This is a genomic window from Ktedonobacter sp. SOSP1-85, from assembly GCF_016587415.1.
Lineage (GTDB): Bacteria > Chloroflexota > Ktedonobacteria > Ktedonobacterales > Ktedonobacteraceae > Ktedonobacter.
Map to the genome: position 1 here is coordinate 4,949,957 of NZ_BNJI01000001.1, position 17,862 is coordinate 4,967,818.

17 protein-coding genes are annotated in these 17,862 nt (G+C 54.2%); 4 read left to right on the forward strand and 13 right to left on the reverse strand.

The window, feature by feature from the left end; translation table 11 throughout:
- Positions 1 to 11: 11 nt before the first annotated feature.
- A complete protein-coding gene (locus tag KTE_RS20635; RefSeq protein WP_201384159.1) occupies positions 12 to 509 on the reverse strand; it encodes a hypothetical protein in 498 nt (165 codons plus the stop codon).
- A 512-nt stretch (positions 510 to 1,021) separates the two neighbouring features.
- Here KTE_RS20635 and KTE_RS20640 point away from each other — a divergent pair.
- Together KTE_RS20640 and KTE_RS20645 are read left to right on the forward strand one after the other, a co-directional pair.
- The gene (locus KTE_RS20640) at positions 1,022 to 1,663 is read left to right on the forward strand and encodes a hypothetical protein (RefSeq protein ID WP_201384161.1); all 642 of its coding nucleotides are present in this window, start codon (positions 1,022 to 1,024) and stop codon (positions 1,661 to 1,663) included.
- 215 nt (positions 1,664 to 1,878) lie between these two features.
- Positions 1,879 to 2,133 carry a hypothetical protein gene (locus KTE_RS20645; protein ID WP_201384163.1) on the forward strand — a complete coding sequence of 85 codons (255 nt, stop codon included), beginning with the start codon at positions 1,879 to 1,881 and terminating at the stop codon, positions 2,131 to 2,133.
- A gap of 460 nt (positions 2,134 to 2,593) precedes the next feature.
- On the opposite strand, the gene KTE_RS20650 is transcribed toward KTE_RS20645, so the two are convergent.
- The 12 genes from KTE_RS20650 to KTE_RS20710 all read right to left on the reverse strand — a co-directional run bounded on the left by KTE_RS20650 (position 2,594) and on the right by KTE_RS20710 (position 14,153).
- Positions 2,594 to 3,100, reverse strand: coding sequence for a hypothetical protein (locus KTE_RS20650; protein ID WP_201384165.1), 507 nt, complete (start codon positions 3,098 to 3,100; stop codon positions 2,594 to 2,596).
- A gap of 532 nt (positions 3,101 to 3,632) precedes the next feature.
- A complete protein-coding gene (locus tag KTE_RS20660) occupies positions 3,633 to 4,988 on the reverse strand; it encodes a hypothetical protein (RefSeq protein WP_201384167.1) in 1,356 nt (451 codons plus the stop codon).
- A complete protein-coding gene (locus KTE_RS20665; protein ID WP_201384169.1) occupies positions 4,981 to 5,907 on the reverse strand; it encodes a tetratricopeptide repeat protein in 927 nt (308 codons plus the stop codon). The genes KTE_RS20660 and KTE_RS20665 overlap by 8 nt, the downstream gene beginning before the upstream one ends.
- Before the next feature lie 114 nt (positions 5,908 to 6,021).
- Positions 6,022 to 6,783 (reverse strand): exonuclease, encoded by a 762-nt coding sequence (locus tag KTE_RS20670; protein ID WP_201384171.1) that lies wholly within the window; start codon positions 6,781 to 6,783, stop codon positions 6,022 to 6,024.
- Between the two features lie 203 nt (positions 6,784 to 6,986).
- Positions 6,987 to 7,397, reverse strand: coding sequence for a helix-turn-helix transcriptional regulator (locus KTE_RS20675; protein WP_201384173.1), 411 nt, complete (start codon positions 7,395 to 7,397; stop codon positions 6,987 to 6,989).
- 103 nt (positions 7,398 to 7,500) lie between these two features.
- Entirely contained in the window at positions 7,501 to 8,277 is a 777-nt protein-coding gene (locus KTE_RS20680; RefSeq protein ID WP_201384175.1) for a hypothetical protein, read from the reverse strand.
- Positions 8,278 to 8,434: 157 nt separating this feature from the next.
- On the reverse strand, positions 8,435 to 9,319 hold the full coding sequence (locus tag KTE_RS20685) for a site-specific integrase (protein ID WP_201384177.1): 885 nt from the start codon (positions 9,317 to 9,319) through the stop codon (positions 8,435 to 8,437).
- A 450-nt stretch (positions 9,320 to 9,769) separates the two neighbouring features.
- Positions 9,770 to 9,961 carry a carbon storage regulator gene (locus KTE_RS20690; protein WP_201384179.1) on the reverse strand — a complete coding sequence of 64 codons (192 nt, stop codon included), beginning with the start codon at positions 9,959 to 9,961 and terminating at the stop codon, positions 9,770 to 9,772.
- Positions 9,955 to 11,541 (reverse strand): hypothetical protein, encoded by a 1,587-nt coding sequence (locus KTE_RS20695; RefSeq protein WP_201384181.1) that lies wholly within the window; start codon positions 11,539 to 11,541, stop codon positions 9,955 to 9,957. The genes KTE_RS20690 and KTE_RS20695 overlap by 7 nt, the downstream gene beginning before the upstream one ends.
- 189 nt (positions 11,542 to 11,730) lie before the next feature.
- The gene (locus KTE_RS20700) at positions 11,731 to 12,636 is read right to left on the reverse strand and encodes a hypothetical protein (RefSeq protein ID WP_201384183.1); all 906 of its coding nucleotides are present in this window, start codon (positions 12,634 to 12,636) and stop codon (positions 11,731 to 11,733) included.
- Positions 12,637 to 12,796: 160 nt separating this feature from the next.
- Positions 12,797 to 13,114, reverse strand: coding sequence for a hypothetical protein (locus KTE_RS20705; protein ID WP_201384185.1), 318 nt, complete (start codon positions 13,112 to 13,114; stop codon positions 12,797 to 12,799).
- A gap of 106 nt (positions 13,115 to 13,220) precedes the next feature.
- Positions 13,221 to 14,153: a hypothetical protein gene (locus KTE_RS20710; protein ID WP_201384187.1), complete on the reverse strand. Its 933-nt coding sequence runs from the start codon at positions 14,151 to 14,153 to the stop codon at positions 13,221 to 13,223.
- Positions 14,154 to 14,296: 143 nt separating this feature from the next.
- Here KTE_RS20710 and KTE_RS20715 point away from each other — a divergent pair, with 143 nt between their 5' ends.
- Both KTE_RS20715 and KTE_RS20720 read left to right on the forward strand, forming a co-directional pair.
- Positions 14,297 to 14,554, forward strand: a complete 258-nt coding sequence (locus KTE_RS20715) for a hypothetical protein (protein ID WP_201384189.1) — start codon at positions 14,297 to 14,299, stop codon at positions 14,552 to 14,554.
- A 394-nt stretch (positions 14,555 to 14,948) separates the two neighbouring features.
- Positions 14,949 to 17,291 (forward strand): hypothetical protein, encoded by a 2,343-nt coding sequence (locus KTE_RS20720; RefSeq protein ID WP_236600503.1) that lies wholly within the window; start codon positions 14,949 to 14,951, stop codon positions 17,289 to 17,291.
- The last annotated feature ends 571 nt before the right edge of the window (positions 17,292 to 17,862 follow it).

Sequence of the window (17,862 nt, forward strand, 5' to 3'; positions counted from 1 at the left end):
GGATATTTTTCCTAATTATACCGATATATATATGTGCCGCTCACAATGCGAAGTGAGTCGACCTGGGGTAAGCTAAAGCCATAGCTTGCTACATAGAATGGCTCACCATGCTGTAAGGCAAGCGTACTAAACTTCCTCGCTAAACCCTTCATGTACGGTCCCGCTGCAAAAATAAAGATGACCTTGGTTTCAGGCGGCAAGTCGATAAACCAAAAGTCGCGCCACAGTATTTTAATCTGTTTACCATAGTGGCGGCAGCGCAGCCATCCTATAATGCACAAGAGCGGATTAATTTCGTAACCATATGCTACTAATCCCTGTCTAGCAGCAGCCAGCAGTACTGTTCCATCTCCCGAGCCAAGATCAACAATCAGATCGCCTGGCTTTAGTTCAAGCCCTTTCAATACAGCCTCTACATCTTTATAATGTGCTGGGAGATAGGGCGCACCGCGTAACATCGTCAGACCAAACGTTAGGAATATAATAATTGCCAAACCAATGAGAAACATGATTCACCTTCCTAAGTTAAAATCCGCTTTAAGCAGCATCATTTTATTTTTTGTGCCTGGCGGTTTAACTCCTGACATCGCCCGAAGGCCCGATTATAGAAGTTCTGTATGTGTTTCATCGGGTCCTAAAAATCGTTTGTGTGTTATGTCTAGCAAATCTTCTAGCCCACGCTTCTCGATGGAACACTTTTTTTGCCTTTTGATTGGGATATAGCGGAAAAGTTTATTTTTCAGCGAACACACTTTGATCATCACCCGCTTTTATAGAGAGTTCCAGGAGAGGCACAATATTATTTGTGCCACCCCTGCCAACTTGGGTCAAGTTCAGCAGATGTGGGAGGGTGGGTGCTTTGAGCAGATGACCGAGAAGCCAGATGTACACCTTCTTCTCTTTTCGTTCCAGGCCTGCTTTCTATAAAGAACGTACAAACACATCTATTCGTCCCCTAAATTTTCCAGAACGACACGTTTACCCCTTTGCATTTGAAATGGAAAGGAAGAATATTGAGAGGATGAATAATGATGAACCAACGCAACCATACCAGTCTCCATTCCCACTACCCCCACATTACGCGCCATTAACCCCTCCTCCCCCACCGCGCCAAACCTTTACACCGTGGGGCTGGTATCGACGCCAGTCGAAAAGAGCGCAGGGGGGTATTGGTTGCTTTACCGTTGTCGTTGCATGTCTGCTCTGTTTTACGTGTGCTAGCGCAAGCGCGCATACATCTTCAGGCAACTCGCTTGCGGCAGAACAGGCATCGCCCGCAGTGAAGGTTCAATACACCAAGACGAACCCGACGAGCCCAACGCCAACCCCATCGCCAACCCCAAAACCTTCGCCCACGCCGACGCCAAAACCGCCGACACCAACGCCGGTGCCGACACAATTACCACCACCACCAACGCCGACACTTGTGCCAGCCCAGGCGAGTGGTGTGAATGGGAATCCCTGGGGCTACAATTTTACCCCTGGGAACGTGATTTACTCGCCTCCGGGCGCCTTTTGCACTTATTTTTCATGCATTAGCAGTTTCTGGAACGGGCATGGCTATGTTGAGGAGTGCCAGGACGGGATGTATAGCAAGTCTGGCGGCATTCGTGGAAGCTGTTCGCATCATGGAGGTGATCTCCAATCACTCTATTCTCACTAAGAGGCAGAAACCACGTAAGAGTTGGCAAGCACTTCTTATACAACAATTCGCCGTAAAGTAAAATACGGGAAATGTATTTCCCATTGATCATACGGCTCTATCAATTCCCAATTACAAGCATAGCGGGGTATACTCTGCTTTCCGAGAACGTTTAAAGCGAGGTACACTCTATAGAAGTGAGCCGTATTCAGTACAAGAAATATTGAGGGGTGGATATGGACGATATCGAGCAACTCATAGCGAATTTGCGGACAGTCTATGCGAGTCTAGCGTTTCTGCGACAGGTGGAAGGACCAGAACTACTGGTAGCTGGGCGTGCTGAGCAAACACGGCAACAAAAGGACGCAATGCTGATAGCATATCGTCAGTTGGAATCCTCGATTGACGAATTGGGGCAGCAGGTTGAAGAGGAACGACAGCGAATGGATGTGGCACTGCAGCAATATGGCGACCCAGAGAAGCTGAGATAATGCCTGCGAACCTCACAGATAGTTTTCTCATCCTTCTTCAAAAGCGCGAGAGAAAGCCTCTGTGGGGTTTGATTGCAGGTGCTATGAAACGACTGAAGGTGCATAGAGCATAGGCTGTCAGCTTATATGCAATTGAGTGTAAATTGGTAACAAAGCTCGTGAATGGAAACAATATGCTCTCCGTTCTTTGGGAACCGAAATTACCAAAATTTGGTAATACGATTATTCATAGAAATACCTGCTAAAAAAAATTGGATAACTTGAAGGGCATCTGTGAATTCCTCCAGATACTGTCTCATGAGACAGTATCTGGAGGAATCTCTCCTTGCTTGTTTACGAATGACTGCATTTCTTTTTCTGTAGAAGTGCTCTCATCACCTCTTCTTTCTAGAGCAAGAAGGCTACGCCCTTCTAGAAGGGTGTAGCCTTTCACTTTTCAAGCCTTTCTTGAGGTGGCGGCTCAGTACTCACCTTTGTTGTCAGGAGTCTTCTCCTGCTGTTCAGCAAGGGGTGTTCCCGCTATACGCTGACAATAGCGCTTTGCAGCCTCTCCTCCAAAGAAGCCAGCGAGGATGGTTTGGGCGTCAAAATGCTGACCAAAGCAAGTCACGCCACCTGGGGCAAACGAGAGTACCGCCAGAGCCTGTGCAACATGATTGAAGAGCTTAGCAGTTTCTCCTCTCCCCTGACTCCCAAAAAGAAGGCGATCTCCTTTTGATGCGAGGAGTGTTCCTGCCTGACGGGCAGCTTCCAGATCCTTCTCATCGGGGCCCTGTCGTTCATAGAGTGCCAGCACACGTAGTGGAACGGCGGCACTGAGCGCGATGGCGAGATGGCTTGATGCGACTGAAGGCTGCTCAGTGGCATGAGATGATGTACTCATGGGAGGGCGTGAGTTTGTTGTCTTCTGGCTTGCTGCCGCTTGTCGTTCGGCACGGCGTTGTCTTTTCGCTTGTCGTTCTGACATAGATGTATCTCCTTTTTTGAACGCAACAATGCCTCCTACTCAGCTGTGATCATGGCCGAGCAGGAGGCATTCCTTTTTCATAACAAGCATGCAGAGATGACGTGCCTTCTCTGCATACTTGTTGTCTTGATACTGTTTCTCTGTCTTCTCTTTCGTCTGTTTATGAGTGTGCGCTTGAGACCCAGCAGGAACGTGATCCTATCACCATGTACGTAGTGCGGTCTTGCTGGAACGAAAGCAGCACACCACTGTGGGAGTGCGGAGAGGAAGGAAGAGGGGGGATGAAATGAAACAGCGAAATCTGGCTAGGTGGGTCAGTCAATGAGCGTCGAGAGGATGTCACAATCACAGGTGATCCCTGGCGCTCTGAGCTGCGCCAGATGGCTTTCGACATTCAGACCCAGACAGCTGTATGCTCAAAGATGTGGTTACACCAGTAGCACCAGCCACTCTTGGTCGGCCTGGCATGGCACTGCTGGGGTTCTTGTAACCAGGGTAGAGAGGGCATCGAATTGGCGTTGATCCAATAATGTCACGCTGTCCCTCCCATCGTGTTCTCATTACCACCTTTGCTGTCCTCTGGAGAAGGTGCCCGCTGAGCCTCTCTCCTATCTTGGAGCGGATTCACGGGAGTGGAGAGCGAGCCTTCATAGCTGATCTCAGCACACCTGGTCCAGGACAGCAGGAAGAGTTGCCATGAGGCTTCAAGCAGCGTGGTGTCTACCCCTCTGGGGAACAGGAACCAGACGGCTCTGGGGCGGCGTTTCTGACAGTCTGGGAGTATTTCCGGGTCTATCCAGGGAGAGATATCGCTCAACACCTCCTTCCAGGGAGTGTAGAAGAGATGAAGACAGTAGAGCCGCGCCGGGTGTGTGAGCTGCTCTTGCTTTGAGAACAGTTCGTCAAAACACTGCCAGTGCATCCGCAGAGCATAGCCGTGAGCCTCGAAGCAAAGCTGGTTGACTAAAGCAAGTGCCTCTTGCAGCGAGGCCTCATCCTGGACCACCTGGCGGCTTCGCTCATAGGACATCGTTCCCAAGGTCACTGCCTGCCAGGAGCGCATGGCGAGACGAGTGCGCAACGCCTCTTCCTGGTGGGCGCAGGAGGCGAGCGTCCGCTGGAGCATCTCTACCGCGCTCGCCAGAAGTGTACTTTCTCCCAGGCGAGAGAGGGGGCCAAAAAGGGCGTCTGGATCAGGATCGTCTTCTGGCTCATGCATGATTTCCCAACAGGGATGCAGGGCGCACCGGTCAAAGGTGAGCACCTCACCTAGGAAGGCCGGGTGTGTCTTGTCGCCAGTGAGCACGTCGTGGAGGAGTTCACCGCTCCACCCGCGTGCCGTGGCCTCACACCAGAGTTGCTTGAGCGCGCACTCGGTGCGCTCCATATCCCTGCTCCCAAGAATGGCTGAGGTGGCCAGGCGCTGCTGCAAGCAGGCCTCCACCTCGTCAAAGATGTCTTCTACGCACACCTTTGAGAAGAGATGCTCTCTACCCCAGTCTCGGGCCAGGGTGATGGCACGCTGCCAGGTCGCTCGTTCTTCCGCCCATTCCTCTTCAAACGAGGCATAGGGCAGCGTGGGAGGACACTGGGCATGGGCTAGTTCGTGGAGCAGGGTTCGCAATGCCTGTTCCTCTGGTATATCGGGGGCATACCAGACCCAGATGTCATGCTCCTCGATGGAATAGGCCCCTGCTGCGCGAACATCCAGTGGCTGGCGAACCACCAGAAGCGTACTCACCTCGATCCCTGAGGCTCTGGCACACTCCCACAGGTGCAGAAATGCTTCGGGAGGCGGATCGATCAGAGGGTCAGGTGCCTCTGGTGGAAGCGATGCACGCAACTCCTGGAGTTGACGGGTGAATGTGGAAACTCGGCGGTTATGCATGCGTGGCTCTCCCTCTCGTGCGCGGGGCGGAGGTCGTGGGCACGGCAAGCTCTGTGCCCAGATGTTGCATCACGACGAAGAAACAGTCGGCCAGTTCCGGGTCTTCTGGCATCTCGTGCAACGCACGCCAGAGGTCATTATAGGCTGCCTGCCAGTGCTGCTGTTTGGCATGGAGTAACCCACGAATATGAAAGAACCGCCCACACGTGGGATGGAGACGAATCGCGGCGTTGAGATTCTCCATGGCTTCCTGGTGAGAGCGCAAGAGGGAACAGACGCCGCCACGCTGGGCATAGAGCTCGGCATACGCCTCCGCCCGCTCCTCTTGCCGTGGCAGACGTGGATCAGGGCTGATTGGCGTGAGGATGTTTGAAAGCACCCTGTGGGCCTTGTGCAGATGTCGGAGCTGAATGAGGACCTTCGCGTCGTACCAGGTCCACGCTAACAGGTCATACTCCTGTGGGTGGAGCCAGGCCCGGGCCTGTTTCCAGAGTGGGAGCGCATCTGGGTAGCGTTCCTGTGCTGTGGCGAGGACGGCGAGCACCAGACAGACGAGCCCTTCCAGTTGCCTCGTGGCTCCCCCTCTACAGCCGTTCGTGTGTTGCAGGAGTGCATGCAGATCCTGCCGTGCCTGCTCAGGGGCACCAAGCAGGGCATAGGTGGTCCCACGTTGCAGCAGCAGGCGTTGCGTGTCCTTGTTTTTCGGGAAGAAGCGCGCGCGTGGGTTGGACTGAGAGTGCCTCATGTGTGCTGACCAGATGGTCACGAGCTTGGCAAGGTGTGTGCGTTCAACGGTGCCATCGTCGCTGACGCAGGAGCACACCTCTATGAGCGGATGCGTTGGATGCAGGATGAGGATCTGGCGCAAGGCATACCCGATCTCTGATGCGAGTGTTGGTGCTGGTGATGAAATGGACATAATGGAACAGAACTCCTTTCAAAACTGAGAACATGGTCTGATGGTGAGGTACCAGAGGAGAGGGCAGTATTGTTGCTTTCTCCCGTTGGTGTGTTTGTGTCGTGTGGGCAAGGGTTAGTCCTCTCCTGCGCGGGCCATGACGCAAAGCACAGCATGGAAGGCCTGGGCACATTGAAGGGGATTGGGTGTGGGTGGCAAGGTGATCCCGCATCGCTCGCAGAGATCTGAGAGCCGTAACCCCAGTTCGCCGAAGTAAGCCCGGGTGTGTACGCGCAGATCCTCCATTTGGACGCAGAGAGGCGGAAGGTGCAGTTGTGTGGCTGCCTCTTCAAGACGTGCCAGGTCGTAGTCGCGCTGGAAACTGAGCAAGACGCGGCCCTGACAGGCCTGGGCAAGTTGATCCCACACCTCAGGGAAAGAGGGCGCCGACGCCAGTTGGGCGGCGCTCAGGCCAGAGGTCCCGCCACGGGCAAAGGAAATGGGCTCCGTTGGGCGAACCACGAGGTGCTCGATGGGCAGACCTGCTTGATCAACCAGGGTCACTGCGATGATCTCGGCGTCATGTGAGAGCCCGGCGGTGGTCAGGTGGAACACGGCCAGATCGGGACGCGCCAGCATCTCCTGTGCCCAGCGGATTTCCCGCAAGGGCGGCAGTGATGGGAGCGTGTGCAGGGCGTAACGTAGTTGACCAATTTCCTGTTGCATGCGGATCTGAATCTGCATGAGCAGTTGTCCGAGTTGTTCGCGTCTCTGTGTTCGCGCTTTGTGAGAGAGGCCTGAGGGCATGAGACTTGCCTGTTGCTCTTCTTCCAGGAGGGCACGTGCTTGTTCCATAGCCTGTTGGTAATCAAAGCGTGGTGGGTTGGTATGCGTCATAGAGCGTTCCTTTCAGACAAAGAACGACAGCCTCCCACTACGCAGGTGGGAGGCTGTCGTCATCAGAAAACAATGGGGAGAATGTTGCATGTCGGGAGAGCGTGAGGTATCCTCAGAGGAGAGAGTTCTGGAAGACTTCCTCTTCACTGTGCCTCTTCAGGGGTGATATTGCAGATCAAGTCCCTGAAGAGGTTTTTTTGTGTTTAGTGCTGATCCTCACGTCTCTGCTGAAGTAGGTGTTCAATGGAGGCCAGGGCCTCGCGTATCTCTTTGAGCTTGTCGGGCAAAATGTAGTAGTAGTTATGCGTCCCCTGTTGTTTCACTCCAATGAGTTTGGCAAACAGTAAGAGCCGCAAATGATGCGAGACGACAGGCTGGCTGCGTGGGATTCGTTCGACCAGTTCACTAACACAGAGGTTGCCGCCTTCTTGAGCGAGCAAACGGAGCAAACGAAACCGGACGGGGCTCGCGAGAGCCTCAAGCAGGAGCACGAGGCTTGCGTCCTCTTCCAATCCTGCTTCTCGCCAGTCGGTGTTCTCGCCCGGCTCTGAGGCTGTCTCCGTGACGGAGGGCATGAGTGAGAGATGGGGGGAACGTTGCTGCTGTGTGTTCATGGGGTGTATGGATCCTTTCTTCGGTTCTATAAGTGAGTTGTTGGGGAGACGTTGATCGTGTGAGAGCCGTGATGGAGGGCTACGGCAACGGGGAAGGGGACGGTTATTCATGAGTGGAGGTTCTCTGCACGGTCTGTTGTTGTAGGATGTCCTGGCAGAGTGGTGTGTGCGAGGGCAATGGCAGTGGGGTGACCTGAAGAGGGCGCTCTGTGTAAAAGGTGATCAGTTGGGCTACGCGTTTGGCGAGGGCGCGATGTACTGGGGGTGGGAGGTGTTCCAGTTGTCGCCAGTCAGTGAGGGCCGCCAGCCGATGGAGTCGTGGCAGGAGCAGGTGAGGCAGGATGTGCAATGGGGCGGGCGGGAGCGGAAGGCTCCAGATAACGTAGCTTGTGCTACAGGTGCTCACCTGACATCGGCGTGTTCTTACTCCACCTTCGATCTTGACCAGGAATTGATCGGTATAGCGCCAGGTGCGAAAGCCACAGGGGATGAGTGCCCTGGCGCGTGTCGGTGGCGCCGGCGGAATATGGGCAAAATCGAGATGCTGATGTCGCCACTCCTGCTGCCACCACGTGGCGAGGCGCTGTTCTATCTTATCATTGAACGGAGTTAAGACCTTGTCACGGTAGGGTAGAAAGAAGCGCACGGGTTGTGGGAGTGGACCAAAGGGCTTGAAGAGTTGCTTGGGGGTGTCAAAGCCCTCGATACGGGAGAGGACGTGTTCGGGAAAGACGTGTCGGTAGCCATGTTCCTGGTCGGTCACGTTGGACGGGTCACTGGTAAAGTCAGCAAACCAACGCTCGGCAGTATGCCTGTAGACGCCGGTGAAGGCCTCCAGTTCTTTGAGCAAAAAGCGATAGCGTGCATATTCTCGACGCATTAGTATTCTATCCTTCTGTTGTATGGAAACAAGACATGAAAAAACTGGCTCACCCAGCTGCCAATGCAGGCGGGTGAGCCAGTGAACACGAAGAAAACACGAGGGAATGTAAGGGAATGTATATGAACAGGGACATCATTGTCCCTGGGGATGGTAATTAGCGCAGGTAGTAGGTCAGGACCACATCTCGTCGATTATGCCCCAGCGCTCGTGAGACCGCCAGGATGGCCTGCTCATCGAGAATGCCGCGTGGAAGCCGACCAGCGGCAGGTGGTAGAGGCAGGCCCGAGAGTTCTTGATAGAGGGTCTGCGCATAGTGCCGACGATAGGCGTGAATATCGAGGTGGCTGGGAATATGGGCAAAGACCAGCTCGTCCTCACCTCGTCCTTGCACAAGACTCAGCACTGTTGCTTCTTGCCCTGCAAGGACCGGGACCTGGCGCACCTTGCCGCCCTTGCCCTGCACATGAAGGACGACACCCCCATCTGGCTGCTCCTGGATCTGTGCAACCCGGAGCATTCTCACTTCGCGCCGCCGTAATCCGGTGACGCGAAGGAAGGCCAGCAGGGGTTGCCAGTGCTCAGGTTGAAAATGGGGCGAGGATTGTTCTTCAGACCCAGGGGTCTGGCGAGAACGGTGAATGGCTTCCCGGTGACGTGGTGGAAGTGGAACCTGTTCTGCCAGGAGTGGAGAGCCAAAGAAGAGCCGTAATGCGCTGCGTTCGGTGGCCAGGGTCCAGGGGCTATAGCCTTCCTGTACGCGCAAGAGCACATAGGCTGAGGCTAGTTCGTCTGCACGTTGGTCGACCTCGGCCAGGCGTTTCGTCCCGTGAGTTGTTCGGCACCAGCGCAAAAAGCGCATCACCATGTCCTGGTAGGTAGCCCGCGTCTGATAGGAGTGCATCTTCCCATCAGAGAACGACCAGAAATGTTCACCCTGCGCGCGGGCCTGCGCTTTGGCATCGGCACGGCTTTGGCCGATGGCCATCAAGCCGTCGAGGCGCTGAAGCGCTTCATAGAGGAGTCCGGGTCGTTTTCCCATGGCGTGTACACATCCTGCTTCGGTTGAAAGGCATGGTTTGCCCCTATCAAGAAAGGGTTCCGTTCAGTACTTCCGAAGCAGTATGCAGGTGTCCTGAGGCACCATAGCAGGCGGGATGAAGGCAGGGAGATGCTCCGTTCTCTCTCGAACATCCTCTTTGTCTGTTTATTCTTCCATTCAGAAGAGGCCCAGACAACAAGGTGCTTCTGTCTTCACTCGGATGTGCAGCCAGGGAGCAGGGCTACGACCTGGTGCAGGTGCAGCGCCAGGAGATCCTTGGACAAATGGAGGGACTCAACATCCACCCAAGAATCTCCCTTCTTATGCGATGCGGTTCTCACAAATGAGAACACATGTTCTCCTGTAATACGGGTGAGAACATGCTGTGGTTACATGTTTCTCCTCACTTTCTCAAAAAACGGCTTTTTCATTGAAAAGGGAACAAGCATCTCACTCTGGTTTGGTGACAGGAGGCTTCGGCAGGGGTGATTGCCGCTGCAGTAATTCCTCGCGCACGATAGTGACCTCGGGAGGAGCGGTGATACCGAGTTTTATTCTCCCCTCTTCTACTTCAAGCACTTCGAGAACGATATTGCCTGAGAGGATGATTCGCTCCCCTTTCTTGCGTCGTATGACTAGCATGATGGGTCCCTCCTTTCCTCTGTGCTCTCGCTCACTGATGGCATCGATAGGTGCGCATCTTGTACTTCCTGTTCTGGAAGCACAGGGGACGTTTCGTAGGATTTGGCAACGGCTTTTTTGATCACCTGCTGCTTGCGCAGTGCAGGTCGCAGAAGCGGGACCCACTTGGGTTCGAGGTGCTTGACGGTGACCTCTCCCTCTCGGCGGGTGCCATCCTTGCGCGTCGGGTAGCTACGGGTAAAGGTGTCAATGACCCTCTGCTCATAAATCAGGTCATCGGGTTGGGCCTGGGCCAGCCAGTTCTGACGTTTGGGCAGATGCTCGTCTTCTGCCGCGTCGTTCGCGCGAACTATGGGAGGTTTTTCTGAGAGATCATAGGTGACGGTGGTATACCTCCTGCTGTGTGTGACCCATTTGTCTTTCGGTTTCCCTTTCCCTCGCTTGCGAGGCACCTGCTCTTTGATCTGATAGGATGCGATATGCTCAGGAAATGCTGGAACTTGCGGGGTGCGTGCATAGCGTTTGTGGAGCATCCCAGTTGCGATAGCAAGCCAGCGTGTCCATGCGAATACCTGGCTCATATATTGGTCTTCCGGTAGCACCCAGCACGAGTACTGGGTGTCGTAGGAGAGGCGCAAGAGCACACTCGCATTCTCACCAATGACATCAATGTTCCAGCGTGCCGCTTCCTGACCGAGGATCTGATGAGCCTGAAGCCACGCGATCAAATCCTCGCGCGGATCAAGCAGCCTGTTCAGCTCCTGCTCGGGGTAGCGTGGGTAGACAAACACAGCTCGCACACGGCCAAGGAGATCAGGTTGCGGCTCATCAAACTCGATCCAGAGGCGTTGATCCGTCTGGAAGAGGTCTGTGACCAGGGTATTGTAGTGGGCCAGTTGATCTTCTCGTGTTGTCCAGCCCTGACGCATGCAGAACGCTTCAAGGGTTTGTGCCAGATCCTGATACATCTGTCTGGCTGAGGCTGTCCAGAGCCAGAGCTGGGCATGATCGAGCATCTGGCAAAAGATGTTGGCTTGAAAGGGGTCAGTTTGTGGCAAGGGAATGCCTGATGTCAGCCGCTCCCCGGCGAACATCATTTTGAAGACCTCGACGAAGGGTTTCCCCTCTGCAAGCAGCGCCTCAATCGTGGCAATCCAGGACTGCTGACGTTGTGTTCGCTCTTCCTCAGAAAGTTCGGGGTGATCGGGATCAGTAAGGGTGATCGGACGCTGCTTGTGGGAGACGTGGAGGCGTCCATACCGCGTGTCAGCAGCAATCTCAGGTTCTTTGCTTAAACGAGCCCGCACCAGGGCATCGAGGAAGGTCTCATCAAGTGTCAGAAAAGGAAGATAGGGCGCGAAGGTGGCCTCCAGGCGCTTTTGCTCATGCTCTGGAGGGGGTGTCTCATCAAGGCAAAAGAGGACGGCATAGTAGCGACCAGCCACCATGTAGGTGTTGACTGTCAGCGTTCCTTGTACGGTTGCGAGCAGGGTTTTGAACGTAGCAAAGAGGGCCTTTTGCTCGCGAGGGCCGGGGACTTCAACGGCCCTGTACCAGCAGGGAAGAAGCAAATCCGTCATAGCGATACAGATTCCTTTCTGAAAAACACACACACACCAGGAGCACTCTTCTATGCGTTATGAAGCGCAGCATCGTGAGAGAGTGTTCCTGGCGGGAGTGAAGGAAGAAGAAGGAGCGTGGAAAATGGACTGGAGGAGGAGAGCGGGCAGTGGGCATGGGCGAGCGCCCATTCCATTGAGGGGTCGTCATCATGCGTGTGGCTCATCCCATTGAACAACGTCAAAGACGTGTGGCAGTAGGCGTTGCCAGAGGGAATAGAGGTTTACATTGGAGGTGGGTTCGTCCTCTGGCAAGAGAGCAGCGTACAGAAGCGTGAGAGGGTGACGGGTGTACAGTACGTTATTGAGTAAGTCGGGGACTCGCCAGAGAAAGCCTTGCCAGCGCATCCCTGGACGAGGTTCGACCAGGTGCTCAAGGCGTGCAAGGTGAGAGGTACTCAGTGGCTCGCATTCCTGATGCCTGGGTGGCGGAAGAACGCGTTCGACCCAGCGTAACTGCCAGGAGACCGCGTCAAGTTCCCCGGGGAGATCAGTCTGCATAGTGAGCATAGCCGTTCCCACGTGCGCCAGAGGCCACGAGAGCTCGTCCGCTGTTTGTTCTGCCATCGCGAACAGAAAGGCCTGAGGGAAGAGACCCTGTGTCTGGAAATTGCTTGCAGGCAGGAGCCTCCCCAGGCCAGTCGATGGAGCCTTCGTGGAGGAGGGAGTAGCATCGGGCAGGGTATGCCAGAGGATCTGGGTGCCCAGGCGACCAGGATAGATGTCGATGGTACAGACGGCACCTATGCAACTGGGACATATGCGCATCGGTAATTCATGAAAGGTGCCATCTCGATGCATCGGAGCATGCAACTGATGTCCGATCCGAGCGGCCTGCTCCGGAGAAAGTTGCAGCACGAAGAGCCGGTGATCGGCTTGCCACCAGGGAAAGGCACAGCGAGGACACCACCAGAGGACCTGCCGCCCGCCGTACACGGTCTCGGGAAAGAGTTGGGAGAACTCTCTGGAGAGCAACACCTGTTGCTGGGTGCGAAAATCGTCATAGTGGGGTGGAATTGCATTGAAAACATCATCAAGGGATGCTACACTAAACATGAATCACAGAATCCTTTCTTTTCCGCGTGAGAAGAGAGGACTGAAGGAACACCCAACGTAGTTGCAATACGTTGGGTGTTTTTTGGTGTATGATCATCGTTCTCTTTCTCACGCGGGCTAATTGACACAGGCCGATGCCTGGTCTTGGTCCAAAAATGTCCTACAGGGCAGCATGGGATCCGCAGTGCGACGCGTGGAGAACCACGCCAGTGACGAGCAGCAGGCTTGTCCATTCGCGAGCCGAGAGCAGCTTTTGGCTCGCGGCAGGATGTCCTGGGGGAACCTGGAGACTTGCCAGGGGACCAAATACCGTCCACCAGACGCGGAGAACAGGGAACGGGCTGATCCGGGGCAGCACGAGGGGGCCTCGTTCCTGGAGCACGTGATTCACATGTCTGGTATCCGCTGTACACTTGGGAGAATATCCGGTGTAGGGGATACCAGGAAAGGACCAGGAAGCGTGAACATGATGTGTCATGACGTGAAACTCCTTTTTCAACACGGTGACAAACAACAAAAAACGCAGCCCATCCTTCCCGCGCGGGAGAAGGGATTGGGGCTGCGTTTGGCGGAGGGAAACAGGATTAGAGAAAGTATGAGAGGACTAGCGTTTGAAGCGATGGGAGTTGGTCGGGATCAGCAACACCCATGGACAGGTGCGCGTGCAACATGTGCCAGCGCTCTTGTTGGGCGGCAAGCACCGTCGCCTTGTACTCCCCTTCCATCTTTTGGACGTACAGGCGAAACTGTTCGACTTTTGTGGTAAGAAACAGTTTGCTTTGTTGTGAGTAGAGATCCAACTGCCGGGTATGGACCATCGACTCGTAGTTCATGTTCGTCTGGGTAAGACTGACTGGACGACCAATCCCGGTGACGACGTGTAAGCCCCATTGTTTGTATGCTTGATTCCGACCTGCTTGATAGGCCTGGGGAACCTGAGCAATCTCATAGTCGAGACGGTCTCGCTCGTAGGTCCAGCGCTGCTCAAATTGCAGGAACAGCTCGTGTGCGGAGATGGATGCCAGGTGATGGTGCTCAATCCGTTCCTCCTGATGGCGTAAGAGCTCATCAAGAAGTGGAAGACACAACGCCAGGCACTCCGGCGTGAGCACGAACTGTTGCGCACACTTCTGCAGATAGGCGCGATACGTGGCCATGCCCCGTTGAATCTGCAAGAGCCGTTGTTCCCAGTGGTGTTGCTGCTGCTTCACCCATTGGTGAAAAAGACGCTGCTCGGCTTCGACAGCCCAGCGAGGTGTGGTACTCCTGGACCTGGAGACGCTTTGGGCAAGCGCGAGATTGGCCTGAGCGGTCTCGCAGGCGGTAACCGCACTCAACCACGAGGTAAAGCGGTGTTGGGAAGCGCTCACCACATGCTGAAGGTTCTCCAGAATGCTTACAATGACCGACTCTTCGCGTGCCAGGAGGCAGAGTTGGTTTTGAGTGTCGATGAGATCGCGAAGGGCCTGGGTAGCGCGGCAGTGTTTCCCACAGGGGCAGAGTGATCCTTGACTCATGGTGGTGACTCCTTTCTTGAGACGAAAAAAGCACAGAAAGGGGCCACACCTCTTCACCCGAGCGGGGAAAGAGGACAAGAGTCACTGATACTCTTTTGTGGGGAAAACCTCCTTTCTGCGCAAAAATAGTCGCCGGGAAACCAGTGGACGAGAGACGCGAACGCATACAGGCAGAGATGCTCGATGCCTGGATGAGGAGTGCCTGGGAGCGCGGAGTAACGGAGAGACTCAACGTTGCTTCGCGCCCGTGGTGCCACCGAGGCGAACGACTCTCTCTCATTGACGAGAGAAGGGAGAGCCGCTTCGCCCTGGTACAGGCTGCACCACTTCCTTCCGCCCCGGTCGCGAGGTCGAAAGGCACCCCTGGACATTGCCAGGATCCATTCATCCCCTTTGGATGAACAGCACTTCCACTCTTGTTGTACCCAAAACAGCACCTCAGGTCAATAGGGCATTTCCGGGAAGAATACAGTGAAAATCGACGTTGAAGAGCATGTTGCTTGTCTCCTCGTGAAGAATGCGCCCTCTCATTGTGCGTGATTGGCTTTGGGAGCGGATTGAACATAGAAAAATGTGACAGATGCAAAGGGGAAAATACGCTGTTTCTCTCTGCATGTTTTCAACTTCGCCCAAAATTGCGAAGTACTTCGCCCACTATTGGGTGGTTTTCTTCTTCCCTTTTGGGAGGGTTTTTCTGTACACTAGAAGCAGGTCGTGTGGTTCCCACGTGATGCCTCCCTACCCCCCCGCTATTCTCCACGACCAACAAGCACGTGAGGACCGCATGGCCTTATCATGATGAAAGGTAGACAGAACAACATGCTCAATAAAGCGAGTATCCTGCAACCAGCAGATGCTCCTGAATATGGTCCTTCCTCCCTTTCAGCAGGTGTGGAAGTGCATGAGGAGCAGGTGATTACACAGCATGCTCTGCACATGGTTCCCCTGGCATTGCTTGAGCAGGTACAGCAGGTGTTTGGGTTCCCACAGGACCGGCGCTGTCTCAATGGGCAAACGTTTCTTGCTCACTGGCTTCGTGTGGCGCGCGTCGAACAGATCCCTCTTATCCCTCATGAAGGTCCTCAACCAGTTGCAGTGCTCACGATCCAGAGCCTTCGTGCTTTCTGTACCTCGCCTTCGCTTGGCTGGCCCTGGTGCTATGATACCACCGCAAAATACGTCTCGGTATTACAAGCCGCAGGTCTCCTGTTCAAAGTGAAACAGCCCAAAGGAATGGGAACCACCTATTATTTTCCACTGACCTCGACGCCCTGTCTGCCCGTCTGTGCCCAGCAGGTGCAGCAACTCACGAGTCGACGCAAAAGCGTCAAACGTTCGCGTGCGCTGCAACGGGTTTCAGCGTATCTGGAGCAGACCACCTGCGTCGAGAGCGATCACGACGGAAAGGAAACAGGAGACATGGAAACTCGTCCAGGGTATCTGAGCCTGGTCCCGCCTCCACAACATGAGCAAGGAACACATGATCATGCTTCTCAGACGACGCAACGGCATGGTCAGTTATCTGGCGTAGAAGACCAGGTGGAACGTACGGTTGAGCGCCTGATGGCGATGATGCGATCCTATGGAATGCGTGTGACCCCTCCCGTGAAAGTATCGATAGCCACGATTGTCTGGGAGGAACTGACCCACCTAACACAGGCGGTTTCACCACAATCACCTGAGGAGCGAGAGCCAGTTTCCTCATTATCCGAAACGCAGCCGAAACCACCAGGTGAAGTGATGCATGATGATCGAACGATGATGGGACGCCAAAGTCGACGTTTTCGAAGAAGGTCGACGATCGTGGAAGAAGATCGTCGACCTCTCGCCAAACCTTCGACTTCTGTGGAGGATCGTCGACCGATGCCGCAAGAAACCGTCGACCGGTGCGGCACGCAAACGCAGATCCAGGAGGCCCATACGCGTACACACGCGCGTGCGCGCGTTGAATTCACTTCTCTCAATAATCATCAATTACCAAAAAAAGAAATACATGAAAAAAGTGAAGATGAATTGAGAGAACAGGATCTTACAAAAAAACAGGTCGATGGTTTGGTGCATACCGCAGAGGAATCAGGTCGATCAATTGCTGCATGCGTTCGCGGAAAAATTATTGATGATCCTTCTTCCTCGCTTTCTTCGACAGCACAAGAAGAGGTCTCTCTTGTGACCACGAATGAAGAGGATGAGGCTGATGGTTCTTTTCTCTCACGTCGAGATCAGGTAGCCGCAATGAAGCGGGTGTATGAACCGGCGACCCGTGAGATGCTTGAGGCGCTAGCGCTGGATTACTCACAGCGTTTTAACCAGAGCAATGAGGATGTCGGAGTCTACCTCAAGCGTATGCACGAGCACCCAGAGTGGCTGCATGTGGCAGCGGTGGACGCTCTGGTGCGTACCTGGTTCCCTGATCCTGGACGTCGTGCCGCTCGCCTGGGGGGAGGCTGGGTGATCAAGAAATACCGTGAGTATGTGGAGGGGAAGGAAGAGCCTCCCGCCGAAATGGTGGCCTGGGCAGAGTGGATTTTGAACGGTGGATTGACCTATAACCGCCTGGAGTGGGTGCTTGAAATTGCAGCGCGCAGTGGGCTCATCAAGCCAGGTGAGGGGAAACGCCCACTTCCTCACGAAGTGATTATAGATGCCGAATGGTTGCAGGAGTTTTGGGCGGAAGGTGGCGCACAAGGCCTGGAGCGCTACGGCTATCTCTTTGTGGATCGTGATGGCGAATTCTTGACCCCTCAAGAGTACGAGCGGTCTCGCCAGGTTGCGGTCAATGAAGTCCTTGCTACTCCCTATGATCCCGGCGATGCCGAGGTGATGTACGAAATCCAGACCTATCTGGCCTGGGCGAAGACGCAGCATCTTCCTGCGGAAGAAGAGCAGGCGCTCCTGACGGATTTGCCGCGTCCCTTAGTGCAATGGGTGAGTGCGCTCCAAAGACGAATTGATACTGATCGCTATTGTATCAGCGTGCGTCTGGCACCTCGTAGCCGTCGACGTGTCATTGAAATCAGCGAGCATGCCAATCCACAACGGGTCTGGTATCTGGGAAATCAACAGCATATTCTTGCCTGGCTGCAATGGTATGCTCACGTCTCGATTGGTATACCTGAAAAGATAGGTGCGGAAGCATAACATTTGAGGAACAATATAAAAACAGTTAGCAAGTCTGGCATCTGATTTATCAAGCATCTAAAGATGCAGCTCTTTGAGCAATTGGACATGTTTGAAGCTGGCTTCATCTATGTGTTGTATTTTGCGGGTTGGTTCTGATGCCAAATCGTTCATGTGCTTGAAAATAGTAGCCACCTTCAATACATGCTGCGTTTGCAGATCTTGCCAAATTGCTGAGTTTTCACCATATGTATGAGATTCATAGATATGAAGGAGATGTGCCACCCCGATGACAAGAAGATTTCACTTCATGATTGTAGCATACATGATGCGCTCAAAAATACTGTTTAATAGCGCGTTGTGGACACATGATTTTATTACTGGTAAAGCAGTTGTAGAAAGGCAAGCACTATGCAAAAGCGTATACACTCTGTGAATAGGAAAAGGACGCGACCGCCAGCTATTGATCCTCAGATACAGCTCAAATGGGGACTGGCCCTTCTGGGTACTGAAAGAGCGACACAGTATCTTACTTGGATGCAGGCACGCCTGAAGCACAACTATCACTAACTTTCAGTCACATTCATCCACT